General features: G+C 60.1%; 21 protein-coding genes and 2 pseudogenes. 20 read left to right on the top strand and 3 right to left on the bottom strand.

The window, feature by feature from the left end:
- Positions 1–117: 117 nt before the first annotated feature.
- Positions 118–735 (bottom strand): annotated as a pseudogene (locus ABRP87_RS06220) (transposase); the annotation flags it as partial.
- A 294-nt stretch (positions 736–1,029) separates the two neighbouring features.
- Here ABRP87_RS06220 and eccCb point away from each other — a divergent pair.
- The 6 genes and pseudogenes from eccCb to rpsI form a co-directional block, all read left to right on the top strand.
- A pseudogene (gene eccCb, locus ABRP87_RS06215) lies at positions 1,030–3,414 on the top strand (type VII secretion protein EccCb); the annotation flags it as partial.
- Positions 3,415–4,575 (top strand): type VII secretion-associated protein, encoded by a 1,161-nt coding sequence (locus ABRP87_RS06210; RefSeq protein WP_349868075.1) that lies wholly within the window; start codon positions 3,415–3,417, stop codon positions 4,573–4,575.
- Positions 4,576–4,708: 133 nt separating this feature from the next.
- Entirely contained in the window at positions 4,709–5,023 is a 315-nt protein-coding gene (locus ABRP87_RS06205; RefSeq protein ID WP_005277114.1) for a WXG100 family type VII secretion target, read from the top strand.
- A 44-nt stretch (positions 5,024–5,067) separates the two neighbouring features.
- The gene (locus tag ABRP87_RS06200; protein WP_349868074.1) at positions 5,068–5,355 is read left to right on the top strand and encodes a WXG100 family type VII secretion target; all 288 of its coding nucleotides are present in this window, start codon (positions 5,068–5,070) and stop codon (positions 5,353–5,355) included.
- A 361-nt stretch (positions 5,356–5,716) separates the two neighbouring features.
- Positions 5,717–6,160 carry a 50S ribosomal protein L13 gene (gene rplM / locus ABRP87_RS06195; RefSeq protein ID WP_126318309.1) on the top strand — a complete coding sequence of 148 codons (444 nt, stop codon included), beginning with the start codon at positions 5,717–5,719 and terminating at the stop codon, positions 6,158–6,160.
- A complete protein-coding gene (gene rpsI, locus ABRP87_RS06190; protein ID WP_005281349.1) occupies positions 6,160–6,702 on the top strand; it encodes a 30S ribosomal protein S9 in 543 nt (180 codons plus the stop codon). The genes rplM and rpsI overlap by 1 nt, the downstream gene beginning before the upstream one ends.
- 307 nt (positions 6,703–7,009) lie before the next feature.
- On the opposite strand, the gene ABRP87_RS06185 is transcribed toward rpsI, so the two are convergent.
- On the bottom strand, positions 7,010–8,935 hold the full coding sequence (locus ABRP87_RS06185) for a BCCT family transporter (protein WP_349868073.1): 1,926 nt from the start codon (positions 8,933–8,935) through the stop codon (positions 7,010–7,012).
- Positions 8,936–9,129: 194 nt separating this feature from the next.
- On the opposite strand from ABRP87_RS06185, the gene glmM reads away from it, so the two are divergent.
- From glmM to ABRP87_RS06165, 4 genes are all read left to right on the top strand, one after another.
- Positions 9,130–10,473: a phosphoglucosamine mutase gene (gene glmM / locus ABRP87_RS06180; RefSeq protein WP_349862419.1), complete on the top strand. Its 1,344-nt coding sequence runs from the start codon at positions 9,130–9,132 to the stop codon at positions 10,471–10,473.
- Positions 10,474–10,569: 96 nt separating this feature from the next.
- On the top strand, positions 10,570–10,884 hold the full coding sequence (locus tag ABRP87_RS06175) for a hypothetical protein (protein WP_349862417.1): 315 nt from the start codon (positions 10,570–10,572) through the stop codon (positions 10,882–10,884).
- A complete protein-coding gene (locus ABRP87_RS06170; protein ID WP_349868072.1) occupies positions 10,884–12,632 on the top strand; it encodes a hypothetical protein in 1,749 nt (582 codons plus the stop codon). Before ABRP87_RS06175 ends, ABRP87_RS06170 begins: the two co-directional genes overlap by 1 nt.
- Positions 12,632–12,928, top strand: a complete 297-nt coding sequence (locus tag ABRP87_RS06165) for a hypothetical protein (protein ID WP_349862413.1) — start codon at positions 12,632–12,634, stop codon at positions 12,926–12,928. Before ABRP87_RS06170 ends, ABRP87_RS06165 begins: the two co-directional genes overlap by 1 nt.
- A gap of 22 nt (positions 12,929–12,950) precedes the next feature.
- Here ABRP87_RS06165 and ABRP87_RS06160 read toward each other — a convergent pair whose 3' ends face one another.
- Positions 12,951–13,784, bottom strand: a complete 834-nt coding sequence (locus ABRP87_RS06160) for a dienelactone hydrolase family protein (RefSeq protein WP_349868071.1) — start codon at positions 13,782–13,784, stop codon at positions 12,951–12,953.
- A gap of 202 nt (positions 13,785–13,986) precedes the next feature.
- On the opposite strand from ABRP87_RS06160, the gene ABRP87_RS06155 reads away from it, so the two are divergent.
- The 10 genes from ABRP87_RS06155 (at position 13,987) to ABRP87_RS06110 (ending at position 25,720) form a co-directional block, all read left to right on the top strand.
- Positions 13,987–16,791, top strand: a complete 2,805-nt coding sequence (locus ABRP87_RS06155) for an FAD-binding and (Fe-S)-binding domain-containing protein (RefSeq protein ID WP_349868070.1) — start codon at positions 13,987–13,989, stop codon at positions 16,789–16,791.
- A 224-nt stretch (positions 16,792–17,015) separates the two neighbouring features.
- The gene (glmS, locus tag ABRP87_RS06150; RefSeq protein WP_005277153.1) at positions 17,016–18,887 is read left to right on the top strand and encodes a glutamine--fructose-6-phosphate transaminase (isomerizing); all 1,872 of its coding nucleotides are present in this window, start codon (positions 17,016–17,018) and stop codon (positions 18,885–18,887) included.
- Between the two features lie 111 nt (positions 18,888–18,998).
- The gene (gene alr / locus ABRP87_RS06145; RefSeq protein WP_349868069.1) at positions 18,999–20,096 is read left to right on the top strand and encodes an alanine racemase; all 1,098 of its coding nucleotides are present in this window, start codon (positions 18,999–19,001) and stop codon (positions 20,094–20,096) included.
- Complete coding sequence (gene tsaE, locus ABRP87_RS06140) at positions 20,086–20,586, top strand: tRNA (adenosine(37)-N6)-threonylcarbamoyltransferase complex ATPase subunit type 1 TsaE (RefSeq protein ID WP_349868068.1); 501 nt, start codon at positions 20,086–20,088, stop codon at positions 20,584–20,586. The genes alr and tsaE overlap by 11 nt, the downstream gene beginning before the upstream one ends.
- 88 nt (positions 20,587–20,674) lie before the next feature.
- The gene (locus tag ABRP87_RS06135) at positions 20,675–22,264 is read left to right on the top strand and encodes an aspartate:alanine exchanger family transporter (RefSeq protein WP_349868067.1); all 1,590 of its coding nucleotides are present in this window, start codon (positions 20,675–20,677) and stop codon (positions 22,262–22,264) included.
- Between the two features lie 175 nt (positions 22,265–22,439).
- Positions 22,440–22,949, top strand: a complete 510-nt coding sequence (locus ABRP87_RS06130) for a hypothetical protein (RefSeq protein ID WP_239269059.1) — start codon at positions 22,440–22,442, stop codon at positions 22,947–22,949.
- On the top strand, positions 22,949–23,641 hold the full coding sequence (gene tsaB / locus ABRP87_RS06125; protein WP_349868066.1) for a tRNA (adenosine(37)-N6)-threonylcarbamoyltransferase complex dimerization subunit type 1 TsaB: 693 nt from the start codon (positions 22,949–22,951) through the stop codon (positions 23,639–23,641). Before ABRP87_RS06130 ends, tsaB begins: the two co-directional genes overlap by 1 nt.
- The gene (rimI, locus tag ABRP87_RS06120) at positions 23,638–24,159 is read left to right on the top strand and encodes a ribosomal protein S18-alanine N-acetyltransferase (protein ID WP_349868065.1); all 522 of its coding nucleotides are present in this window, start codon (positions 23,638–23,640) and stop codon (positions 24,157–24,159) included. The genes tsaB and rimI overlap by 4 nt, the downstream gene beginning before the upstream one ends.
- Entirely contained in the window at positions 24,159–25,202 is a 1,044-nt protein-coding gene (gene tsaD / locus ABRP87_RS06115; protein ID WP_349868064.1) for a tRNA (adenosine(37)-N6)-threonylcarbamoyltransferase complex transferase subunit TsaD, read from the top strand. The genes rimI and tsaD overlap by 1 nt, the downstream gene beginning before the upstream one ends.
- 89 nt (positions 25,203–25,291) lie before the next feature.
- Positions 25,292–25,720 carry a hypothetical protein gene (locus tag ABRP87_RS06110; protein WP_005277173.1) on the top strand — a complete coding sequence of 143 codons (429 nt, stop codon included), beginning with the start codon at positions 25,292–25,294 and terminating at the stop codon, positions 25,718–25,720.
- Positions 25,721–25,729 lie beyond the last annotated feature (9 nt).

The raw sequence follows: 25,729 nt of genomic DNA, 5'->3' as shown, positions 1-25,729 counted from the left end.
CTCCTGCCGGTACTCCGGGGTGTACTTCTTCCTTGACGAACTCACAATGAACATCCTCTCCTACGGACACAAGATCCGTACTAATAGGGTGTCCACTAAACGAGGGTAACCTCAATTTAGCGGATCGTCAGGCAGTTGCTTTTTGGTGTGGAGGTACCACTCGAGCATTTTTCGTTGGCGTTCCCCTGACCTGCCTCGGTGCGCATCGGCGATGCGTTTGAGCTGGGCGTTTATGCCGCCTTCAAGACTGTTTGTCGTTGAAGCCCAGCGCTTAGGATCAGGCACATTCGGTGGTGGCTTAAGGTAAGTAAACAACCAATTGTTGCGCGATAGGTGCAGCAGTGAGTTGTAGGCTTTGCGTATTCGCAGATGAGTCCATTCCCACTGGTTATTGAGTGTTCGGCGTTCCTTTGGCACGGGTGTCTTCTCGTTGAGGAATGTTTTGAATACCTGACCGAAGTCGTGCAGACGTAGCGTCCACTCCCGTGCCTGTTCGAGTGTGGTGACACGGGTTAGTTTCAGCGCCAGTGCGTAGATGGTTTTGCCGGCGTCGGTGCGCGGCCGTGAGGTGGTGTAGCGGCGGATGACGCGTTGCGCATGGACGAGACAACGCTGAATCATCGCGTTTGGCCAGCAGGCTTTAATCGCGGTGAGTGCGCCTTGTCCGACGTCGATGACGACGCAGAGCGGCTCGGCGATTTTGCGAAGAAGCTGCGTGTATGCGTGGAGCGTGTCAAGTTGTTTGTGTGTGGGGGTCGGGTCACAATATCAATCTTGGTAGCACGCTGCACCTGTCGATGTCGGAAGCCTCGAGTGTATCGGGGAGGCTTTGAGGGCTTGGGTTTCGGCTCTCCATACCAAATCAGGAAAATTTAGAAACTTCGGTACATAAAATATTTTAAGTTTTCGGTTTTCCTATCCCAGGGTTAAAAGTAAGCCCCTAAGCCCTACATCAATCAGTATGTCTACCACGCGCAGTATTTCGTCCACTGCCCGTGGACGGGGTTACTGTATCGTACCTATAACCCAGGTTCTGGTAAATCTGAGCTCCTGCGCACCCTGGTCACCGCGCTTGCCGCCACGCATAGCCCGGATGAACTCAACCTGGTGTTGGTGGATTTCAAGGGTGGTGCAACGTTTTTAGGCTGTGATCGCCTGCCGCATACCTCCGCGGTCATTACCAACCTTGAAGAGGAATCCACCCTGGTAGAGCGCATGTATGACGCCATTTCCGGGGAGATGAACCGCCGCCAAGAACTCCTGCGCACCGCGGGAAACTTTGCCAATGTGGGCGAGTACAACGCCTCTGCGGATGCCGTGCGGGACTACGGCCCCTTGCCGGCGCTGGTCATCGTCGTGGACGAATTCTCTGAACTCTTGGGCCAGCACCCGGACTTCGCCGAGCTCTTCGTTGCCGTGGGGCGCTTGGGGCGCAGCCTCCACGTGCACCTGCTTTTGGCCTCCCAAAGGCTCGAGGAAGGGCGCTTGCGGGGGCTGGACTCCCACTTGTCCTACAGAATCGGCCTGAAAACCTTTTCCTCCGCCGAATCCCGCCAGGTCCTTGGCATGACCGATGCCTACCACCTTCCCGGCCAACCCGGCGCAGGCTACCTGAAATCCGATGCCGAGGATCTCACCCGGTTTCAGGCCTCCTACGTGTCTGGGCCGCTCGCGCGCCGGGCTGCGACTAACACGGGGATGCCCGCGGCCACGGACCAGGACGGCAACCCCGCAGGCCCGCCGCGCCGGGTGGAGCTTTTTACAGGCTGGGCGCAGGACGATGCCGCTGCACAGAATTCGCCCACGGTGGTGATGGACGAATCTACATCGATGCTTACCGAGGTGGTTCGCGCCGCCGGCGAGGAAGCCGCCGCGCGTGGCCAGGAGGCCCACCGCATTTGGTTGCCACCGCTGCCACCGGTCATCGAGCTTTCGTCCCTCGATAGGGAGGGCGCGGAGTCCACCGCAGCGGAACTGTCCGCGCCGATTGGGATTATCGATAGGCCTTACTACCAGCGCCAAGACCAATTAGTCATCGACTTTCACCAACACGGCGGCCACCTTGCACTGTGCGGGGGACCGCAATCCGGCAAGTCGGGCGCGCTGCGCACGATAGTCTCGTCCCTGGCGCTCAACCGGCGGCCGGAAGATATTCGCTTTTATGTCATCGACTTGGGCGGTGGGCAGCTAGCCGCCCTGGACCGGCTACCGCACGTTGCCGGGGTAGCCGGGCGCGAAGAAGGCGAAAAGATCCGCCGCATCGTCGATGAGGTTGCCGGGTTTATCCGCCGGCCGGAATCGCGCGAGACCTTCTTGATTATCGACGGCTGGCACCACATCGGCCCGTCCAATGCGGAGTTTGAGGATTTAGCTGAATCCATTACGGATATCGTTGCTGATGGCGCCTCCGCCAATGTCCACGTCGTCATCGCGACCTCCCGGTGGACCACGATGCGTCCGGCGATTAGGGACCTTATCGCTCACCGCCTTGAGCTGCGCTTGGGTGAGGCACTCGATTCGCTTATTGACCGCAAGCTGCAGCAAAAACTGCCCAGCGCCCCGGGTAGGGGGCTGACGCAGGCCGGTGAAAATATGCTGCTCGCGCATACCTCGAATCAAGATATCGCCCATATCTGCCGCGTGCATGCTAAGGCTGTTCCCGCCCCGCAGTTGAAGATGCTGCCCGCGGTTCTAACCCCAGAGGCGCTCGCCGCCCATGGCGAAGCCCCCACTGGTGGCATCCCGTGGGGCATCGGCGGGCGCGATCTTTCCACCTTGGCGTGGAATCCGGAGTGCGAACCGCACCTGGTTGCCATCGGCGCCCAGGGCTGTGGCAAGTCCAACTTCTTGGCGCAGGTCATGCGTGGGGTTAGCGGCCTTCCGCGGGAGGAGGCGCGGCTGGTGGTCATCGATCAGCGCCGTGCTCACCTGGGAACGCTGGATCAAGACATGGTGGCGGCCTATGCTGCGACGCAATCCAGTGCGCAGGAGGAAATCGTCAATACCGTTCGCACGCTGGAACAACGCTTGCCGGGGCCAGATATCACCCCAAAGCAGCTCGCCGCCCGCGATTGGTGGGAGGGCCCAGATATCTATGTGGTGATCGATGATGCGGACTTGGTCAGCGATATCGCCCTCGCACCCTTGATCGATCTTCTGCCGCACGCGCGGGACATCGGCTTGCACATGGTCATCGCCCGAAAATCCGGCGGCATCGGCCGGGCACTGTTCGGCCAATTCTTTTCCGCAGTGCGCGACCTGCAACCCGCATTCCTGCTTTTCGATGCCGACCGCGACGAAGGCACCATCTTCGGGCTAAAGCCCAGCCACCAGCCGCCCGGGCGCGGGCAGTGGAGCATCCGCGGCGAAAACCTGGGAATCGCCCAGGTGGTTTACGGGGAAGGAGAAGAGTAAATGTCTACAGAAACACCTCTCTCCGCACCAACGGCAACGATTACGGTGACCGTTATGGATGCGGCCACCATCTTTGAAGGCCCGGAAACCGTGTACCGCTACGATCTTGCCGGGACCGGCATCGTAGAAGGCAAGTCCTTAGGCCACGTCATGGACCAGATCGCGAAAATCGCTGGATCCGCCTGGCCGGACGTGGACGTATCCGTCATCGCGGATCCCTCTGGCACCGCCATCTCCCGGGAAGCCGTCACCATTGTGAAGCGTCAGCTCGATGTAGCCGGCGCCCGCCTGCGGCAGCAGGACGTACCGCACGCACCGGAATCAACGCCAGCACGGGGTACTGAATCGGGTGCGGGCACCCCAGAATCCGCGCCCACCGCCCAAATGGATATTCCCATGGAACGCCCGGAAGCGGTTCCGGAAACAGGGGCCGAACCCAGAGCCGGAGCCGCAACTGGAACTGGCGCGCGAGCAGGCAAGGGGCAGGAAACAGGCACGCGGTGGGGCGATAAGCTGCGCGGCTGGATAGGTGCCATCGACATGTTCCACGTCGCAATCGTCGTGGTGATCCTTGCCGTCATCGGTGCCTCGTGGTGGGCTATGGGTGCGAATGCGTCTAATGATGAGGACGAAGGCGAGGCCGGAACCATCGCTGGAGGTACCACCACTGCAAGCGGCACCGAATCCGTGCCGACGGACGAATCTGGTGGTGGCAGCGAGGATAACGCGGACGCGCCTGGCGACGCGGGTGGCGATGGCGGGCTCAACCCTGGCGAAAAACGCCTCGATATTGAAGGGCTCTCCGTTGTCCTTCCCACCGGTTTTCAAGCCACCGTGGAGGAAGGACTGGTGACCGCCACAGGAGAAGACCCTGATTTACGGATCCTCTTAGCGGCGGACTCGCTTTTTAACGTGCCAGCTAGGCCGCTCTTTGAAGAAATCAAAGCGCAGGTTGATAAGGATCCGGAACTGCGCGATGTATCCGAGGACGCAGGGCGTCTGCACTATGTAGAAGACCCCGGCGATGGCTCCGTAGTGGAATGGACCATCTGGGAAGATACCGGGCATCACATGTCGGTGGGGTGTCATACCCGCCATAACGCCAATGCCGTGCAAAAAGCAGCGTGCCGGATGGCCACCGAATCCCTGAGCAAGAAATAAACAGAAAAGTTTTTAACATCCCGGGAACCATATAGGTCTGAGCGCAGTCCAATAACGGTGAGAAAGCACAGAAGCTTTTTCGGGGGAAATCACACTCAACATCTCTTCCCGCCCTAAGGAGGGGCGCACTGTTATGTCTCAGACTTTTAAGACACAAGCCGATGTCATGGTCTCCACCGCCGGCCGCGTCGATAACACCAATGACGAAGTCCAAGGCGAGCTCACCCGCCTGCAGGGTGTAGTGGATTCTGTCCGCGGCAGCTGGGCCGGCCAGGCGCAGGTTTCATTCGATAACTTGATGCAGCGCTACAACACCTCCGCGCAGCAACTGCGCGAGGCATTGACATCGATTTCTGAAAACATCCGCAGCAATGCCCACAACTTTGACAACGTCGAAGCCGAAAACACCCAGGCCTTCTCCAATGTTGGCGGCGGCCTCGCCCTGTAACCCAGCCACCTCCACCAGCAACTTCGAAAGGAACCATTTTCCACATGTCCGAGATCAAGTACCAATTCGGCGCCATCTCTACTGCCGCAGCTGATATCAACGCCACCTCCGCCCGCATCAACAGCACCTTGGCCGACCTCAAATCCCGCCTCCAACCCATGGTGAGCACCTGGGAAGGTGAATCCGCAGTGGCTTATAACCAGGCGCAGGCTAAATGGGATAAGGCGGCACAAGAACTCAATACCGTGCTGGCAACCATCTCCAAGACTGTGTCCCAAGGCAATGACGCAATGAGCGATGTCAACCGTCGCGCCGCCGCTAGCTGGGGATAATGCACCGTTGGCAACATCTATCTAGCCTGCTTCTTTAATGCGCAGTAGGGGAATCGGGCGGTGCCCGTGCCCGTATCCAATCCGGCAGGAGGCGAACGCAGCCGCCGTCGCCTTACCGCGCTATTTACACAAACCGCCATATAGAACCTCTTTTACCGGTACCTTTTCTTTCTGAGAAGGTACCGGTTTCGGCGTTTTGGTCTTTTGCCCCGGTAGCGGCTAGGGTTGTAATCCTATGTGTTCGCTCGTCGGCAAGCAGCTGGCGAAGCGCTTCCCGCAGGTCTCCACCGGCCGCTGTTGGGAAGCGAATGGATGCTTAGCGCTGGCCGGCAGTTCCGAGACAGACTTTCAAGGAGTCATTTTGTCTACTTTCCACCCAAAGAGCGGTGACATCACCCGCAAGTGGTACGTCATCGATGCTACTGACGTGGTGCTGGGCAAGCTTGCTTCCACCGTGGCAGACCTGCTGCGCGGCAAGCACAAGCCACAGTTCGCACCCAACGTTGACACCGGTGACCACGTCATCATCATCAACGCTGACAAGATTCACGTTTCTTCCACCAAGCGCGACCGCGAAATGCGCTACCGCCACTCCGGTTACCCGGGCGGTCTGAAGTCCATGACCCTGGGTCAGTCTTTGGACGCCAACCCGGTCCGCGTTATCGAAGAATCTGTTGCTGGCATGATGCCGCACAACAAGCTCTCCCGCGCTTCCATCAAGAAGCTGCACGTCTTCGTAGGCGATGAGCACCCGTACGCCGGTCAGAAGCCGGAAACCTTCGAGTTTAAGCAGGTGGCACAGTAATGGCTGAGCAGAACATCGACAACAATGTAGCCGAGGCTGCTGACATCGCTGCAGCAAGCGCCGCTACCGAAGAGTTCACCAACACCATCGGTGATTCGTTGGCTAGCGCCAACCCTGAGACCGAGGCAGAGGTTGAGGCCGCTGCTCCGGTTCACGAGGGCCCAATTCAGACCGTCGGTCGCCGTAAGCGCGCCGTCGCTCGCGTTCGCCTCGTTGCTGGCTCCGGCCAGATCGTGGTCAACGGCCGCGAGTTCGCTGAGTACTTCCCGAACAAGCTGCACCAGCAGGACATCCTCACCCCGCTGACCCTGCTGGACCGCGAGAACCAGTTTGACCTGAAGGTCACCGTTAACGGTGGCGGGCCGACCGGTCAGTCCGGCGCCCTGCGCCTGGCTATCGCTCGTGCACTCAACATCTACAACCCGGCTGATCGCTCCACCTTGAAGAAGGCTGGTTTGCTCACCCGTGACGCTCGTGCAGTTGAGCGTAAGAAGGCTGGTCTGCACAAGGCACGTCGCGCACCGCAGTACTCCAAGCGTTAATCTCGCTTCTATTGCGCGCGCAAGCGCCCTACACTGCCGCTGCTTCCCACTTAGGGAGGCAGCGGTTTTGTCGTTTTATCGCTCTTGCCGATGTCCCCGTCGGTTAGGCCGGCCAAACCTCTCCTGGCTGGCCTCTTGAGGCTGAGCCTTGCGCGAGGCATAAACGCTCAGTCGGGGCCACGATGAAGCCCGCACGCCGCAGTGCACCACGGACTGTGGAGTAGAGAAATGCCCGCCTCCCATCGCGGAAGAGTGCATTGGGAGGCGGGCTAGGGGCCCAGGGGAGAGGTCCGGTTAGGCAGAGAGATTACTCATCGTCATCTGCGGCCTTGTCCTTGGTCTTCTTCTGTGCAAAGTCCTTGAGCTCGGCGCGGCGCTCTTCGCGGAGGGCCGCCTGCTCTGCGAGGTATTCATCCGATGCGTTGATGGTGTACCACTCGTGGAGATACGGGTCATCGTTTTCAATTTCTGCCCCGGCACCGTGGTTTTCAGGAACGGCAGAAGAGCTGAATACGAAGTCGCCATTGTGTTCTTGGAGGCCCAAGTGGGTGCCGCGCTCAATGGCGGCATGGGCGTATTTCCTGCGCAGGATAGCGGGATCGCGCGCCAGGTCCTTACCCCACGCCACCATGATGCCGATGAGGATGAAGGTAAACGGCAGCGAACTGGAGACCATGATGGATTGCAGGCCGCTCAGGGCATCCTTGCCGGCGATAAGGAGCAGGGACAAGGAAATGCCACCCAGGGCAACGCCCCAAATAACGGAAATCGACGTCGAGGGGATTGGTCGACCTGATTGGGACATGGAGCCCATGACGTTGGTAGCGGAGTCAGCGGCCGTATTGAAGAAGACCACCACAGCAAGGAGGACGATGACCGTGGTGATGCTGGATAGGGGCAGTGATCTCATGAGATCGAACATCACATTCTCGCCGGAACCTTCAATCTCGATTCCGTCTCCATCCAGGTGGGTCTTGATTGCAGTGGCACCAAAGATGACGTACCAGAAAAGCGACAGGGTGGTAGGCACGAGCATGATGACGAAGACGAATTCGCGGATGGTGCGGCCGCGGGAAATCTTCGCGATGAACATGCCGACGAAGGGCGACCAGGAAATCCACCACGCCCAGTACAGCATGGTCCATGCGGTGACGAATTCCTTTTCCGGCTCGCCCTGGGAGGCGGACAGGGACATCATGTCTTCGAAGTGCTTGAAGAACTGCAGCAGGGATGCGGGAATCAGATCCAGGATGTAGAGCGTCGGCCCGGTGATGAGCACGAAGACCGCGAGTCCGATGACCAAGCCCATGTTGATATTGGACAGGATGCGGATGCCGCGCTTGATACCGGACATTGCGGAAAGGATGAAAAGGATGGTGAGGATCGTAATGATTACCACCATGATGCCGTTTCCTTCGAGGGGCTTGCCGGTAAGAATCGAGGTTCCCGTGCGGATCTGCAGCGCGCCGATACCCAACGAGGTGGCCGTGCCGAAGAGGGTGACCAAAACCGCGAAGATATCGACGATCTTTCCAAATACTCGGTTATTCGAATCCGTAATGAGAGGCTCAAAGAGCGAGGAAATAAGCGGGATACGGCCGCGTCGATAAGCGGCATAGGCAAGCGCGCCGCCGACCAGTGCAAAGATCATCCACGGCAACGTAGCGTGGTGAAGTACTGCCTGGGCAAAGGCCGGGAGGATGGCCTCTTGGCTGCCGGATTCGACGCCGGAGAGATACGGCGGTGGAGTCAAGAATAGGGCAAGCGGCTCCATCGGGCCGTAGAAGACCAGGCCGATTCCCATACCAGCGGCAAAGAGCATGGCGATCCAGGCGTTCCGGGAGAAATCGGGCTTGGAATCATCGGCGCCGAGCTTAATTTTTCCGGTTGGGGCGATAGCGATTGTCAGCAGGAATGCCGTGGTGGCAATCATGATGATCGTAAATAGCCATCCAAAGTTTTGGACGACCCACGCTCGCATGGTGCTTCCTGTGCTAGCCAGATTATCTGGGGCGATGATGGCCCATAGGATAACGGCAAATGTGGATGCCAAGGCCACCGCAAAGACCGTTTTATTGGTCTTAAAATCGGCGCGGGTGTTTTCGACACTTACTCCGGGGATGAGGGCTGGATGAATAGCGCGTTCCCCAGAAGCGGCTTTCGCAATGGCTGACCGTGCCTTCTGCGAGGTAGTTTCAGGTGACTTGTCACCTGAAGATCTAGGTTCGTTCATCGTTGATCCTCTCTAAGGCAAAAGAGTGAAGTATAACCTAGCTAATAATTTCATATAAATGCCGAAAAGTACGACTTAAAGCAAATTTAGCTTTTCGCCACAAGGACATTTTTCGTGATGTTGGTTACTTAATTAGCCCGCTTGCCGATGCCCAAACATGCAACCGGCGGGTCCTACAAGGCATAATTGTCTGCATGACTCGACTATTTGGAACCGATGGTGTTCGCGGCCTCGCGAATAAAAAGCTGACTCCCATTTTGGCCTTGACGCTGGGGCAAGCGGCTGCAGAAGTCTTTACTGCGCAGCGTGAATCTTATGAACGTCGCCCCTTGGCAATCATCGGACGTGATCCCCGCGTATCGGGTGAAATGCTCGATGCCGCTATCGCCGCAGGCTTGGCGTCACGCGGTGTGGACGTGGTGCGCGTGGGGGTGCTTCCTACCCCAGCCATCGCCTTTTTGACGGATGATTACGGAGCGGATCTCGGTGTGATGATCTCTGCCTCCCATAACCCGATGCCAGATAATGGCATTAAGTTCTTCTCCGCTGGCGGCAAGAAGCTGCCGGATAGCGTGGAAGATGAGATTCAGGCCGCGATGGATAACCTCGTTGAGGAAGGCCCAACGGGCACCAAGTTGGGCCGGATTATCTCGGAGGCTCCCGATGGGCGTGAGCGCTACCTAGAGCATCTGAAGGAGGTCGTATCCACTGACTTGAGCGGCATCAAGGTAGTCGTGGATACGGCCAATGGCGCGGCGTCTAAGGTCGCTCCCAGCGCCTATGAAGCAGCAGGCGCTGAGGTTATCCCGATCTACCACCGGCCTAATGCCTTTAATATCAACGAGAACTGTGGCTCTACCCATATCGAAAAAGCCCAGGCAGCAGTGCTCGAGCACGGTGCCGATTTGGGCCTTGCCCACGATGGCGATGCGGACCGCTGCCTCGCCGTCGATGCCGAAGGCAACGTGGTCGATGGCGATCAGATCATGGCGCTGCTCGCGGTAGGCATGAAGGAAGACAATGACCTGCGCTTTAACACGCTCGTGGCCACGGTCATGTCGAACCTCGGCCTGACTCTCGCCATGGAAAAGCAAGGCATTGAAGTTCGCCACGCGGCGGTGGGCGATCGCTATGTGCTTGAAGAACTCCACCGCGGCGATTTCTCCCTGGGTGGCGAGCAATCCGGGCACGTCGTGCTTCCCGATGACTCCACTACCGGCGATGGCACCCTCACCGGCCTTTCCATCATGGCGCGCATGGCCAAGTCCGGAAAGAGCCTGAAGGAATTGGCCTCCGTGATGACCGTATTGCCGCAGGTGCTCATCAACGTTCCGGTATCCAATAAGGCCGCGATCATGGATTCTGTCGAGGTCAAGCAGGCCATCGTGGAGGCAGAAGAAGAGCTCGGGGAGACCGGCCGCGTGCTGCTGCGCCCGTCTGGCACCGAAGAGCTGTTCCGCGTCATGGTGGAAGCAGCTGAAGAGGAACACGCCCGCAAGGTGGCAGGCAGACTTTCTGCCGTCGTCGCCTCGGTATAGGCAGGAAAATAAGAAGTACCGGGAACCATTTGGTATAAACCCCAGTCCAATGAAGGTGAGCACACTTAACGCATATGGATTTGGGGATTTATACCGATGTCTGAGGTTTTTCTTCGCCCCGCAGAGGCGATGTCCGCACTACAACAAGCTATAAGCGCCAATGATGAACAGCGCCAGGCGCACCGCGCCGACGTTCCAGACTTTCCTATTGCCGCGGCAGGGCGAAATTTTTCCGGGCACGGGGAGCGCATCCGCAGCATCCTCGCGCGCATTCATGCCAATGGAACGTGGCGCTTAGACAATATCTCTGCCACAGGCCAGGCAGCGCACGATCAGATGCGTGCATTCGCCACGTATGATGCCGGCTTTAGCCGCTCCTTTGCAGGAGAGAGCGGAAAGGCTGCGAACTAGTGAGTACGCTGACTAAATCGCTTTTAGGGGATTATTCCGCCGCCATTTCGCAGTTCCAATTGGCCTGCTTGGGACATTATTCCGGTCCCAGCATGCCATTGGGGCTTCTAGGTGAGCTCATCAGCGCGGTAGATGGAATCGCCCCACAAAACATAATGCGCCATACCATTTCCGCGGTGGGAGGAAATCTCCCGCATGGCGGCGGGAAAGGGCTTGCGGATTTCCTGCGCACGGATGACTCCGATGTTGCCCATGGAACCTTGCGCGAGCACCTGACCGGCATTCAAAAAGATTTTGATATCCACCGCGATGAAGGCAAGCAGCTTACTGACTCTGCCAAGCAATGCTCGAGCGCTATTTCCGATGTCGTGGATACTTCCGACACCGCACTCACCGAGCTGATTTCCGCGGTCATCCCGCTGCTCAATATCTTGTCCATGGTGGCTACCAGGCACCCGCTGGCCAAGTTCATTATTCCCATCGTCTCCACCATTGGTTCGAAAATCATCGATGACACCAATGACTCCATCGCCAGCACGTGCCGGGACCGCGATGATGCCATTGAATCCTGTTACGACGAGTTTGAGTCGCGCTGCAAATGCGTCTCCGAGCGTCCTCTGCCTGAGGAATGTCCCGAGCCGGCAGAGGCCGAAGAGGATGCCTGCCTACCGCCAGTGGAAAAGTGCCCAGATACGCCAGCTTCCACGCGCCCGATGCCCGATGGCGGGGGCGGCACCGACTCCACCCCGCCACAGCCAGCGCAGCCAACGCAGCCCGCATCCACCGCTGAGTGCCCGCCCAAGCCGGAACCGATGCCAGAGCCAAAGCCAGACCCGAAGCCAGATCCGAAACCGGCACCGCAACCACAACCCGCACCCGAGCCGAAACCAGCTCCCGAGCCGCAACCGGAGCCGAAACCAGGACGGGCTCCAAAGCCGGCTCCTGAACCCGCACCTGAGCAGCACCCTTCCGGGTGCCAGTGCCAACAGTGCCGCGGTTTCGTAAACGAGCCGCCTCGACAGAACGAGTCCACGGCCACCCCGGCGCACGCGGAACCGGCGCCGGATCCTGAGCCGGAACCCAAACCACAAGACTGCCCACCAGAACAACGGGAACAGCCCGCACCGCAGCCAGAACAGGACCCAGTACCTGAGCCTGTGCCGGAGGATACTGAGTGCGAGGAGGAACCAACATCACCGGCTGCAGTGGAATCAGATGCAGCTTGTGACATCGAGTCCTCTTGCAGCGGCAGCTTGGGAATCGTCGGTGCAGGAATCGCTCTGGTGGGCGTAGGACTCATCATTGAGGGTGCCGCGGAGTGCCTGGAAAACATCGTGGATGCCGACTGCCCAGAGCCTGAACCGGAACCTGAACCTGCGCCTGAGCCGGAACCCGAGCCCGCACCTGAACCGGAACCGGAGCCGGAGCCGTGCCCAGAACCTGAGCCGCAGCCCGCACCCGAGCCTGAACCGTGCCCGGAAGATGGAACCATTGAGCCACCTCCGGAGCTTTCCCAGGTGGAAGAACCGACCCCGCCACCAGAAAAGGTACAGCACCTGCAGGCAGCAGAAGCCGCTGGAGCTGGAGCACCTGCACCAGAACCGCAGCCTCAACCTGAGCCTGCACCAGCGCAGGCACCGGAACCTGCACAGCCACAGGCCCCGACCCCAGCCCCAGCCCCTGAGCCTGCACCAGAGCCAAGCTCAGATGAACCATCCGTGACTGCACGAAAGGCAGGGCAGTGGTAATGAATAACGATTTTGCAGAATTCGCGCAGGGGTTTCGCGAGCGCACCGCGCGACGCATGCTGGAATTTGAAAAAAGCCTGGCTAAGGCCCAAGACGAGCTAGAAAAGTCCACGGCCAAGGCCGTCCAACAGGCCAAAAATGAGCAGCATGGGGGAAGGGACGGCAATGCGGTGGGGCATCGGCAAGCAGCTGCTGGAACGTGGCGCCGTGGTGGCAGAAGCGGCCAAAATGCTGCTGCCCCAACGCGTGTCAATAACGCATCGGGGCAGGTGAAATCTGTGCTGCGACGTGGATAGGTCTAGTTCAGCGAATTAGCTTTTAGTCATCGCGGGTCACGCCGGCGCGCTCGGCCAGTTCATCGCCGGTCAAGCTTTCTACCTTCTTCGCGCTCGCCTTAGGATCCGCAAAGCCATCATAGGCGGACTCGCCGGCGAGGGTGGAGAGCAAGAAGCCGGTGACGAGGCCGCGGGCGATTTCGGTGGGGCCGGATTGGAAGGCGCCGGAACCGATGGCCAATTTGCGGAAGCGATCTTCGCTAAAGCCGGCCTGCGTGCCCTTGTCGATGGCCCGGTAGGCCACCTGGCCGCGCCAGTTATAGGCCAGCTTGGCGGGGTTTCCGGCATTGAAAATATCATCGCGCCCAGAGCCAATGACCAAGCCCGGCGTATCGAGGCTGCGGGCAGCCTCAACGGCGGAAGGGGCGGTCACGGCAGGATAAATAGCCGCGACGGCCTTGACCTTCGGGTTATCAACCGCGCTCAAAACCGCGGTGCCGCCGCCCATGCCGTGGCCAATCATGCCGAGCTTGCCCGGCGATACGGTGATATTGCCGGTTCCGAGCTTTACCCCAGCGGCGATCTGCAACGCAGATTCCATGTCTGCAGACAGGTTGCGGTGATCGGGGAACATGCCGGTCTCAGAATTGGGGGCGACCACGACGATGCCCCAGCTGGCGAGGTGGCGCAGCGTGGCGTGGTAATCCTTGATTTTGTGCATCCAATCGTGGCCAAAGGCGACGGCGGGCAGGCCTTGGCCTTCCGCAGGGGTATAAACCTTGCCGGTAATACCCGCATAATCGAGGTCGCCAACCAGCACGCGGTTGCGGCCACGCTTCGATAACGTTCCTAAGTGTTTATTCAAATTCGCAGACACGCATTCTAGGATAGATGAAGATCACCCCGTGCTGGTGGCAAGGGGTGGCGAGTGGCACATGCGGGGGATTCGCGGAGGCCAAAAGGGGTGCGCGGCGCCGAAGTTATATGGGTTGCCTTACTTGCGCGCTGTCGAGAAACCAGGCGAAAATGTGCACTAGGTAACATTCTCTATGCTTCTCTGGGAAGGCAGGTCGCCGCATATGACTACCGGCACCCTTAAGATCGACCAATTATTTCCGCAGGATGGGCCGGAGGTAAAGACCGGCATCATCGACCGGGTGGCCTATGCTTCCGATGCCTCGCACTACCTCTACACCCCGAAGGCCGTGATTGAAGCGCGCTCGGCAGAACACGTGGCCGCCATATTCAAAGCGGGGCGGCAGCAGGGCATCCCGGTGACCTTGCGCTCGGGCGGCACCTCCTTGGCTGGCCAGGCCTCCGGCGAGGGCTACCTGGTGGATGTGCGCAAGCATTTCCGGGGCATAGAAGTCCTCGATGACGGCAAGCGGGTGCGCGTGCAGCCAGGGGCCACCGTGCGCCAGGTCAATGCGCGTTTGGGGCTGCGCAACCGCAAGCTCGGCCCAGACCCGGCCAGCGAAGCGGCCTGCACCATCGGCGGCGTGGTGGCGAATAATTCCTCCGGCATGGCCTGCGGCACCGAATTCAATACCTATAACACCTTGGAATCGCTGACCTTTGTCTTGCCTTCTGGCACGGTGATCAATACTGCGGACGCGGATGCGGACCGGCAATTCCAGGCACAAGAACCCGAGCTGGTGGATACGCTCATCCGCCTGCAGCGCCGCGTGCGCGATAACCAGGAATCAGTAGATATCATCCGCCGCCACTTCCAGCTGAAAAATACGATGGGCTACGGGCTTAATTCCTTCCTGGATTTTGATAGCCCCGTCAAGCTTTTTGAGCACCTGTTGGTGGGCTCCGAAGGAACACTCGCATTTATCGCGGAAGCGGTCTTTCGCACCGTGTCCATCTCTGCGCTCACGACGACCACCGTGGCGGTCTTTAATAATCTCTCCGCCGCTACGAAGGCATTGCCTTCCCTGGTGGAGACCGGTGCCGCCACCCTGGAGCTGATGGATTCTGCCTCCATTCGCGTGGGCCAAGGCTTTGATAAGGTCCCGCAGGCCATTACTGGTTTCGATGTGGATTCGCAGGCCGCGCTGCTCATCGAGTACCAATCCGATGACAAGGAAGAGCTGCGGGAAAAAGAGAACAAGGGCTCGTCCCTTTTGCGTGAATTGGACCTGCAATCGCCGGCGGAGTTTTCTGCCGATATTCCCACCCGCACCGCCGCGTGGAATTTCCGCAAGGGCCTGTATGCCCAGGTGGCAGAAGCAAGGCCCTCAGGAACCACGGCGCTCTTGGAAGACGTTGTGGTGCCGGTGGGCGATTTGGCCGATACCTGTTCCTCCTTGCAGGAGCTTTTTACCCGCTATTCTTACGACGATGCGGTCATTTTCGGCCACGCGAAAGATGGCAATATCCACTTCCTTCTAACGGATCGCTTCGAAGGCGATAGCGCCATTGGCCGCTACAACAACTTCAATGAAGAAATGGTGGATTTGGTGCTTTCGGCAGAGGGAAACCTCAAGGCTGAACACGGCACCGGCCGCGCCATGGCTCCGTATGTGCGCCGCCAGTACGGCGATGAGCTCTACGAGGTCATGCAGCAGCTCAAGCGTGCCTGCGATCCCGCAGGCACGATGAACCCGGGGGTGATTCTGGACGATGACCCCGATGCGCACATTACAAATATCAAGCTCAACCCCACGGTGGAAGAGGAAATCGACCCGTGCGTTGAGTGCGGCTATTGCGAGCCGGTCTGCCCGTCGAGGGATCTCACCTTGACCCCGCGCCAGCGCATCGTGGTGCGCCGTGCCCGCCAGCGGGCGCAGGAAAGTGGCGATACGCACTTGGTTGCAGAACTCGATGAGGCCTATGAGTACATGGGCATCGATACGTGCGCCGTGGATTCCATGTGTTTAACCGCCTGCCCGGTGGGCATTGATACCGGTAAATTCATCAAGAAGCTGCGCCACGAGAATGCTGGGGCCGCCGAGGAAAAGGTCTGGTCTACCGCCGCCAAGAATTGGCAGGTCACCAGCCGCGGTGCCGCAACGGCGCTTACCGGCGCGCACATGTTGCCGGCGCAGTTGGTCACGAAGGTCACCGACGTCGCCCGCTCGCTCATCGGCCCCGATACCGTGCCGGGATACCAGCCGGAGTTAGGAAAGGGCGGCAAGTCCCGCGAGCGCCTGGCCGGGCGCGTGGGCGATCGCTACGCTGCGACCGCGGGAATTTACCTTCCAGCCTGCGTAAACTCCATGTTCGCCCCACAAGGCGAGGGCATGGGTGCCACGGAGGCCTTCATTACCGTCTTGGAGAGGGCGGGGATCGCGCTGGAGGTTCCCAGGGGCATCGAAAAGCTCTGCTGCGGAACGCCGTGGTCCTCAAAGGGCATGCGCAAGGGCCACGACATCATGGAGCAGCGCGTGCGCGAGAGCATTATGGAGGCCACGGATAACGCCCGCCTGCCCGTGATCGTGGATGCGTCCAGTTGTACCGCGGGCTTTCAGGAAATGCTGGAATCCATCGGCATTACCGTCATCGATGCGCTGAGCTTTGCTGCCGATACGCTGCTACCGCGCCTCGAGACCACCCAGCCGGTGGAGTCTATGACGATTCACCCGACCTGTTCGGTGTTCCAGCTCGGCATGATGGGCGATGTTGAAAAGGTCGCCCGGGCCGCAGCCACGGAGGTGCACATCCCCACTGCCTGGAATTGCTGTGGTTACGCCGGCGACCGCGGCATGCTCCACCCAGAGCTTACGGAGTCCGCCACCCGCGCCGAGGCCACCCAGGTCACGGAGCTGGGCGCGCAGTATCACGCCTCGACCAACCGCACGTGTGAGCTGGGTATGACCCGCGCCACCGGCGAGGATTACCACCATGTTCTTGAGATACTAGAGCGCGCTACCCGCTAACGGTCCGGCAGGGAAGGGGCGCGGCTGCTTGCCGATGCCCCTCTTCTCCCGCGTCCCCGGTCAGCTGCAGTGCGGGAGGGTTGCTCACCGAGGGCGCGAAAACTAGCGGTGTGCAGGCCAGTTTTCAGTAACTATAAACGGCCCGAATTAGTATGCGGCCATAAATAACAGGCTCTTAGTCCAACCCCTGGTTCGTGTTGACCAATGAGGTAGGATTCCTTTTTATGTGTGGAATTGTTGGATATGTTGGTCACGCTAGCGGTGACCGCGAATACTTCGCTCTGGATGTAGTCGTGGAAGGTCTGCACAGACTGGAATACCGCGGCTATGACTCCGCTGGTGTGGCGATGTACGCCGATGGGGAGATTAGCTGGCGGAAGAAGGCGGGCAAGGTTGCTGCCTTGGATGATGAGATCGCAGCCCGTCCGCTGAAGGATTCCGTTTTGGGAATCGGGCACACCCGGTGGGCCACCCACGGTGGCCCGACCGATCTCAATGCGCACCCGCACGTCGTTGACGGCGGCAAGCTGGCCGTGGTGCACAACGGCATCATTGAAAACTTCGCGGAGCTGCGGACCGAGCTTTTGAACAAGGGCTACAACTTCGTTTCTGAAACCGATACTGAAGTTGCCGCTGCGTTGCTCGGCGATGTTTTCCACAACGACGCCGCAGGTGACCTCACCAAGGCAATGCAGCTGACCGCCCAGCGCCTCGACGGTGCGTTTACCCTGCTGGCCATTCACGCTGACCAGCCGGATCGCATCGTTGCGGCCCGCCGCGATTCGCCCCTGGTCATTGGTTTGGGTGAGGGCGAGAACTTCTTGGGCTCTGACGTATCGGGCTTTATTGACTACACCAAGTCCGCAGTGGAAATGGACAATGACCAGGTGGTCACCATCACCGCTGATGATGTCGTCATTACTGACTACGACGGCAACCCCACCGAGGGCAAGTCCTTTGAGATCAAGTGGGACGCGGCCGCCGCTGAAAAGGGTGGCTTTGATTCCTTCATGGAAAAGGAAATCCACGACCAGCCTGCCGCCGTGCGCGATACCTTGCTCGGCCGCTTTGATGAGCAGGGCCAGCTGACCTTGGATGACTTGCGCATCGATGAGTCGGTCTTGAAGTCCATCGATAAGATCATCGTGATCGCCTGCGGCACGGCGGCCTATGCCGGGCATGTGGCGCGGTACGCCATCGAGCACTGGTGCCGCATTCCCACCGAGGTCGAGCTCGCTCACGAGTTCCGCTACCGCGATCCGATCGTTAATGAGAAGACCTTGGTCGTGGCCTTGTCCCAGTCCGGCGAGACCATGGATACCCTGATGGCCGTGCGCCACGCCCGCCAGCAGGGAGCGAAGGTCATCGCCATCTGCAATACGCAGGGCTCGTCCATTCCGCGCGAATCCGATGCGGCGCTCTACACCCACGCGGGTCCCGAAATCGCGGTGGCCTCAACCAAGGCTTTCTTGGCGCAGATTACCGCGACCTACCTGCTGGGCCTGTACTTGGCACAGCTGCGCGGCAATATGTTCTCTGATGAAATTCAGGGGGTTCTTGCTGAGCTGCGCAATATGCCGGATAAGGTACAAAGCGTCATCGATGAAGAACAGCAGGTAGCCGGCCTGGCTAACTCCATGAAGGATGCGGAATCCGTGCTCTTTTTGGGCCGCCACGTGGGCTTCCCGGTTGCCCTTGAAGGTGCGCTGAAGCTCAAGGAGATCGCCTACCTGCACGCAGAGGGCTTTGCCGCAGGCGAGCTCAAGCACGGCCCGATCGCGCTGATTGAGGAGGGCCAGCCGGTCTTTGTCATCGTCCCCTCCCCGCGCGGGCGCGATTCGCTGCACTCCAAGGTGGTATCCAATATCCAGGAAATCCGCGCCCGCGGTGCCATCACCATCGTGATCGCAGAAGAAGGCGATACCGCGGTAGAGGATTACGCTAACCACGTCATCCGCGTGCCTAAGGCACCGACGTTGATGCAGCCGCTCCTTGCTACGGTGCCTCTGCAGATCTTTGCCGCGCACGTGGCAAAGTCCAAGGGCTATGACGTTGACCAGCCGCGCAACCTGGCCAAGTCCGTGACCGTGGAATAATCTTCCGGCGGTTCTGACCCCTTTCTCGTCCTTTTTGCACAGGTGGGAGAGGGGTCTTGTGCATATCTGCAGTAAATTCAGCGCGCGGGTGGAAAGTGGCACAATAGTGGCATGCTGAAAACCACAATTGACCTTGCTGCCATCGCGCATAATGTGCGGCTGATTAAGGAGAAGATCGGCCCAGACGTCAAGCTGATGTGCGTGGTGAAGGCGGATGCTTACGGGCACGGGGTAGAAAGGGTCGTGCCCGTGATGCTGGAAGCAGGGGCGGATTCTATTGGCGTCGCCACGCTGACAGAAGCAGTGCAGCTGCGGCGCATGGGGGTCGATTCGCCCATTGCGGCATGGATCTGGCAGTCGGATCAGGTGCTAGAAGAGGCCCTGGCCTCTGGCATCCAGATTGCGGTCAATTCCCCGGCGCAGGCGCAGAAGCTGGTAGAAGCAGAGATTCCCGCCGAAATCTATATCAAGGTTGAAACCGGAATGCACCGCTCCGGGGTGGATAAGGCGGACTGGGATGAGGTCTTTGCGCTGCTGCGGGATGCCCCGCATATCACGGTCTTGGGCCTCATGTCCCACTTTGCCTGCGCGGACGATCCGGATAACGCGCATAATGACGCCCAAGAAGAAGAGTTTCGGCGCGCCCTGGATGCGGCGCGCGCGGCCGGGCTGGAGTGCCCGGTCAATCATTTGGCCAATTCGCCGGCCACGCTCTCGCGCCCGTCGGCGCACTTTGACCAGGTGCGCGTCGGCCTCGCGTGCTACGGGCTCGAGCCCATAGCTGGGCGGGACCATGGCTTGCGCCCGGCAATGACCTGGTCCGGAAATGTCTTCGGGGTCAAGCCAATTGATAAGAATGAGGCCACCAGCTACGGGCGCACGTGGAGCGCGGATAAGCCAGGGTTCCTGGCCACTGTGGATTGTGGCTATGCTGATGGCCTGCCGCGCGCGTATCAGGGACACCTTCAGGTGGGCATCGGCGGGCGGCTGTATCCCCAGGTAGGCCGAGTGTGCATGGACCAGATTGTGGTGGATCTAGGAGAAAACCCGCACGGCATTGCCCCCGGTGATGAGGTCACCATCTTTGGTCGGGGCGGCATGTCTGCCACCGAGCTTGCCGATGCCGTGGGCACCATCAACTATGAAGTGGTCTGTCGGCCCACCGGCCGCACCGAACGCGAATATGTAGGAGAGGCCGATGCGCAGTAATTTTCCGTCGTCTGGAACCCGCGATCTGGCAACGGTGGAACAGACCCACGCCTGCGGCAAGGAACTGGGCGCCGCACTAGAAGCTGGCGATGTCGTTATCCTGGATGGCCCATTGGGCGCGGGAAAAACCACCTTTACTCAGGGGATTGCACAGGGAATGCAGGTCAAGGGCCGGATTACCTCGCCCACGTTCGTCATCGCCCGCGTGCACCGCTCCCGGGTTGGAGGACCGGACCTGGTGCACGTGGATGCATACCGCCTCTTGGATGAGGGCGGGGCCAATTCCGGCGATCCCTTGGGGGAGCTGGATGCCTTGGATTTGGATACCGAGCTTGCCGATGCCGTCGTTGTCGCCGAATGGGGCGGCGGCCTTATCGAGCAGATTGCGGATTCCTACCTCTTTGTGAGCATCGACCGCGAACCGGCGGAGTTCGCCGGCGCCGATGAGGACGTGCGCCGCGTTAGCTGGTCGTGGCGCCACAATGATTAGGTAGGTCTCATTAATTTGAAGGTATAAGTGATGGATATCTTAGGGCGTCAAGTTGTTTTAGGTATTTAAGGTGCGGGATCCTTGAAGGGTGTTAGATCTCCTAGCCTCCAGTCCTCTGCTCGCCCTTTTTGCCATCATGGCCATCGGTTTGGCCATCGGCAAAATCAAATTCTTTGGCATCTCTCTTGGCGCTGCGGCAGCGATGTTCGTGGCCCTCGGGCTTTCTACCGCCAACCCGGATATCCAGATTCCACCGCTGGTGTATCAATTCGGCTTGGCCATTTTTGTTTATGCCATTGGCCTGAACTTCGGGCCGTCGTTCGTCCGCGAATTTGCTACCCGTGGCTGGAAGCTGACCGTCTTTATGATCGGCATGTTGGTCCTGCTCGTGGGCGTAGGTTTTGGGCTCATTCGCGTCTTCGGCCTAGAAACCGATGTGGCCGCCGGTATGTTTGCCGGTTCGCTATCGTCCACCCCAGGTATGGCAGCGGTGGTGGATATGCTGGGCAATTCCACCCCGGTCGTCGGCTATTCGCTGGCTTACCCGGGCGCGGTCATCGGTGCGATCCTAGTCGCCGCCATCGGCGCGAAGATCCTGAAGGTAGACCACGAGGCGGATGCCAAAGAAGAGGGGATGATTCCCGCCCCACTGGTGGCTAAAGGCGTGCGGTTGACCAAAGACTTCCCGGATACGGCAGGGCACCTGTACCGCGTCACCGGGTACACCGTGGTGGCCACCCGCGAGATCTCCGATATGGAGCACCACCGCCTGGCGCACCCGGATATGCCCTTGCGCAAGGGCGAAGCATTCCTTATTAATGGCTCCGAGAAGGACGTCGCCGGCGCTATTGAGGTGCTCGGTGAGGAATATCCCGTCGAGCTCACCCCCGAGGCTGGCTTGCAGTATAAGCGCGTGACCGTGTCCAACCCCAAGGTTGCTGGCAGGCGCATCCGCGATATCGATGCGCTCGAGCACGGTTTTATCATCGCGCGCGTGCGCAAGGGCGATAGCGATGCGGTCCCGCACCCGGATATGGTGTTGAATTACTCCGACCGCGTGCGCGTGGTCTGTAGCTCGCACCACGTGCGCGAAGTGCGCAAGTACTTGGGCGATTCCGAATCGGCGCTTGGCAATGCTGACCTCTTATCCATGTCCATCGGTTTGACCTTGGGCATGTTGCTGGGCCTTATCCCCATTCCCATGCCGGGCGGATCGACCCTGCAGCTGGGCTTTGGTGGCGGCCCCGTCGTGGTCGGTCTATTCCTCGGCTACCTGAATCGCACCGGTCCCATCAATTGGCAGATGCCCTTCCATACTAGGGAAACACTTTCGAACCTGGGGCTGACGCTCTTCCTGGCGGGCGTGGGGACATCGGCAGGCGCATCGTTCCGCGATGCGCTCACGGATCCGTCCTCGCTGACCATCATCGGCGTTGGTTTTATCATTACCTTGGTATCGGCCATCCTCATCGGCGTTATCGGCATGCTGGTGTTGCGCTTGAAGTGGGACGAGGCGATGGGCTGTGCGGCCGGCATGACCACGAACCCGGCAGTATTTGCCTACATCCGGGGCCAAACCGGCACGGAGCTTGCCGGGCGCGGCTGGGCAACGGTGTACCCGACCACCATCATCGGCAAGATTATCGCCGCTCAGGTGCTGCTATTGTTATTGCTTTAGCCCCGTATGTCCCGCGCTAATTATTCACCCACTGGGTAATCCGCCTACACTGGCAGGCACTACCCAGTGGGTGAGTGCTTGTTGGCCGCCGAGTAGCCTCGGTAAAAAGAACTGACAATCACTTCACCATATGTACATATAGGACCCCCTTGACCCGAGGAGCGTTACTCACCCCATGACTAAATTTGCTCGCAACCTAACCACGACCATTATCGCGCTATTTATCATTGTGATGATGGTGCTCGTTGCAGGGGCTACCCTGCGTGATGAGGATTCCCTGGAGGGCAACCTCACCAACACCTTGCAGCATGCCCCGCGGAACCTTGAGGTAATGTCGCTCATTCCTTCTGATGTCTACGGCGCGGACTACAGCGCCATCGGCTTCATCTGCCCGGGCATGGCGGAAGACAAGGTCAAGGAAGCCGCCCCGAACCCTGATGACATCACCTTTGAGGACGGCGTCGTTCCTGAGGGCAAGAGCTACGTCATGGCGCTGGGCCACAGCGTCGATCCCTATGTAGAGGAACTGGATTCCTCCGAGGTTGAGGTCTGCGAAACGATCAATGCGCAGGTTAAGGCCATGGAGCAGCAGGGCCACGGCCTAGACGGCGGGGTTCCGCTGGTTCAGGGCTCCCAGCCGCTGGCCTTCCAGAGCGAAGACGGCGTGTGGAAGCTGGTCGGCTAATGCGCGTCCTGGCCATCGATACGGCGACGACCGCCCTGGTCACCGGGGTAGTCGACACCGAGTCTGGGCAGCTGACGCAGCGCGTTCTGGCCGATACGCGCGCGCATAATGAACGGCTCATGCCCACCATCCTCGAGGTGATGAGCGAGGCCGGCCTGGAGCTCGGCAACCTCGATGCCATCGTGGCGGGCGTGGGCCCTGGCCCCTTTACCGGCTTGCGCGTCGGCATGGCCACGGCGCAGGCGCTTGCCGATGCCCTCTCCATCCCCCTCCACGGCGTCTGCACCCACGATGCCATCGCCCACGCCGCGCTAGCAGGGGCCGATGCAGCCGAGGAAAAGGACGCGGCGGACGCGGCGCTAGTTGCCACCGATGCCCGCCGCAAGGAAATTTATTGGGCCACCTACCGCGCGGGGCAACGCCTGGCTGGCCCAGACGTATCGAAGCCGGGGGAGCTTTCTGTGCAGGATATCGCGCAGGTGGTAATCCCTGAGAAGCTGGCCGACCAGCTGCCGGAAGAACTCGCCGCGCTGCCACGCAGCGAGGCCGCACCCACCGCCGAGGGCCTGGTGGCCGTCGCGCGGCTTGACGCGGATCCGGCGCCGTTCGTGCCCAGGTACCTGCGTCGCCCCGATGCGGTCCCGCCCAAAAAGCAGCAGCTTTCTGCGGCCATTCCAGAGGTGCGCCTGTGAACCTCCGCGAGCTCACCCCCGCCGATGCCCCGCGCTGCGCCGAGCTGGAAAAGGTGCTATTTCCCGGTGAAACCCCGTGGACGGAATCGGTATTTGAGCAAGAAATGGCTCAGCCCTTCAATTTCTACCTCGGGGTGGAAGGTGCCCTCGATCCCGCAGCCTCAGAAGGCGACGAGGAGCCGGTCCTCTTGGGCTATGCCGGCATCGGCATGATGGGCCCAGCCGCAGATCCAGAGTTTGAAATCCACACCATTGGCGTCGATCCTAAGGCCCAGCGCCGCGGCATCGCGCGCATGATGATGGACAATATTTGCTATATCGCGGACTTAAAAAGCGCGCCCATCTTTTTAGAGGTGCGGGTGGGAAACGATCCCGCCATCGAGCTATACCGTCGCTATGGCTTTAGCATCGAGGGAATCCGCCGCAATTATTACCAGCCCTCCGGCGCGGATGCGCACGTCATGGTGCGCGCCAGCCAGTCGCCACAAGCAAGCCAGCGCGAAGCAAAGGAGCAGTAATGAAGGTCATGGGCATCGAGTCCTCCTGCGATGAGACCGGGGTGGGCATTGTCGAGCTAGATCAAAACGGCCACATGGAGATTATCGCCAATGCCGTTGCTTCGTCGATGCAGCAGCACGCGCGCTTTGGCGGCGTCGTGCCAGAAATCGCCTCCCGCGCGCACCTGGAGGCCATGCCGCAGGTGATGCGGGCGGCGTTGGATGAGGCGGGCATCGATAAGCCCGATGCCATTGCCGCCACCGTGGGCCCGGGCCTGGCCGGCGCCCTGCTCGTCGGCGCTTCCGCTGCCAAGGCTTATGCCGCCGCGTGGGGCGTGCCTTTTTATGGTGTCAACCACCTCGGCGGGCACGTCGCCGTGGCCAACCTCGAGGGCGAGAGCCTGCCGCACTCGGTCGCGCTGCTGGTCTCCGGCGGGCATACCCAGCTGCTCGAGGTCGAGGCCGTGGGAAAGCCCATGCGCGAGTTGGGCTCCACGCTTGACGATGCCGCCGGTGAGGCCTACGACAAAGTCTCCCGCCTCCTAGGGCTGGGTTACCCGGGTGGGCCGGTCATCGATAAGCTGGCCGCCCGCGGACAACCCACCATCGATTTCCCGCGCGGCATGTCGCGCGCCGAGGACCTGCGCGGCGAGCACCGGCATGATTTTTCCTTCTCGGGATTGAAGACCTCCGTTGCGCGCTATGTGGAGCGCGCCGAAAAGGCCGGCGAGACCATCTCCGTGGAGGATGTATGCGCCTCGTTCCAAGAGGCCGTGGCCGATGTGCTCACCGCCAAGGCCATTCGCGCCTGCGAGGATACCGGGGCGAAGGTGCTCCTGCTCGGTGGTGGCGTGGTGGCCAATTCCCGGCTGCGGGAGCTGGCCGCCGAGCGCTGCGGCGCCGCCGGGGTGGAGCTGCGCGTGCCGCGGTTTAATCTGTGCACCGATAACGGCGTGATGATTGCTGCCCTCGGCGCCCAGCTCATTCATGAGGGGGCTGCGCCGTCAAGCCTGGGTATTGGCACCGATACGCAACTGGATGTGGAAGAGCCGCAGTTAACCTAAAGTTCTTCTTCCTCGCACTGCGGGGTGGGGGAGTCGGCGGTAACGTTTAACGCGTTCACGCCCTCTCGGCTTTAAAGGAGCTTTCTCTCATGACCGTTGGTTTCCTCGTCAACCCCGATCTCACCCGCCGGAAAATCGAGTTCGAATTAGAACACGCCAACCAGTTCTTGGGCGGCACCACCGAGGATCGCGTCTCCGTCGTCTTTCAAGATGACGGCACGACCTACGCCGCGCTGTATAACCCAGAAGCCAAGCAGGAAGGCGCCGAGCCCAACCCGGTTGCATCCCTGGCGCGCAATGCCGCGGACACGGGAAACTCCGCCTTTTTGCAGGATCCCATCCGTGCTATTAGCGGCCCGGTCATCTTCGTGGATGCAGAGGGCGAGGAGGACTCCATCGATGAGGTCATCGCTTCCGTCGAGCACGGCATCCGCGCGGTGAAAAACTACCGCGAGGATTTCCCTGACGAGTACACGCTCTGGCGCGCTGCGGTCATCAACTCCACGAAGAGCGCGTAAACACCCCTC

Source organism: Corynebacterium sp. KPL2830, from assembly GCF_040225635.1.
GTDB lineage: Bacteria > Actinomycetota > Actinomycetes > Mycobacteriales > Mycobacteriaceae > Corynebacterium.
This window is presented reverse-complemented; position numbering and strand designations above follow the sequence as displayed.

Bases quoted from the DNA above. Each gene is read 5' to 3' on its own strand.
- ABRP87_RS06175 (WP_349862417.1), top strand. From the start codon at position 10,570: ATGTCTGAGGTTTTTCTTCGCCCCGCAGAGGCGATGTCCGCACTACAA.
- alr (WP_349868069.1), top strand. From the start codon at position 18,999: ATGCTGAAAACCACAATTGACCTTGCTGCCATCGCGCATAATGTGCGG.
- ABRP87_RS06200 (WP_349868074.1), top strand. From the start codon at position 5,068: ATGTCCGAGATCAAGTACCAATTCGGCGCCATCTCTACTGCCGCAGCT.
- ABRP87_RS06185 (WP_349868073.1), bottom strand. From the start codon at position 8,935: ATGAACGAACCTAGATCTTCAGGTGACAAGTCACCTGAAACTACCTCG.
- ABRP87_RS06165 (WP_349862413.1), top strand. From the start codon at position 12,632: ATGAATAACGATTTTGCAGAATTCGCGCAGGGGTTTCGCGAGCGCACC.
- rpsI (WP_005281349.1), top strand. From the start codon at position 6,160: ATGGCTGAGCAGAACATCGACAACAATGTAGCCGAGGCTGCTGACATC.
- tsaB (WP_349868066.1), top strand. From the start codon at position 22,949: ATGCGCGTCCTGGCCATCGATACGGCGACGACCGCCCTGGTCACCGGG.
- ABRP87_RS06110 (WP_005277173.1), top strand. From the start codon at position 25,292: ATGACCGTTGGTTTCCTCGTCAACCCCGATCTCACCCGCCGGAAAATC.
- tsaE (WP_349868068.1), top strand. From the start codon at position 20,086: ATGCGCAGTAATTTTCCGTCGTCTGGAACCCGCGATCTGGCAACGGTG.
- ABRP87_RS06210 (WP_349868075.1), top strand. From the start codon at position 3,415: ATGTCTACAGAAACACCTCTCTCCGCACCAACGGCAACGATTACGGTG.
- glmM (WP_349862419.1), top strand. From the start codon at position 9,130: ATGACTCGACTATTTGGAACCGATGGTGTTCGCGGCCTCGCGAATAAA.
- tsaD (WP_349868064.1), top strand. From the start codon at position 24,159: ATGAAGGTCATGGGCATCGAGTCCTCCTGCGATGAGACCGGGGTGGGC.
- ABRP87_RS06155 (WP_349868070.1), top strand. From the start codon at position 13,987: ATGACTACCGGCACCCTTAAGATCGACCAATTATTTCCGCAGGATGGG.
- ABRP87_RS06205 (WP_005277114.1), top strand. From the start codon at position 4,709: ATGTCTCAGACTTTTAAGACACAAGCCGATGTCATGGTCTCCACCGCC.
- glmS (WP_005277153.1), top strand. From the start codon at position 17,016: ATGTGTGGAATTGTTGGATATGTTGGTCACGCTAGCGGTGACCGCGAA.
- ABRP87_RS06130 (WP_239269059.1), top strand. From the start codon at position 22,440: ATGACTAAATTTGCTCGCAACCTAACCACGACCATTATCGCGCTATTT.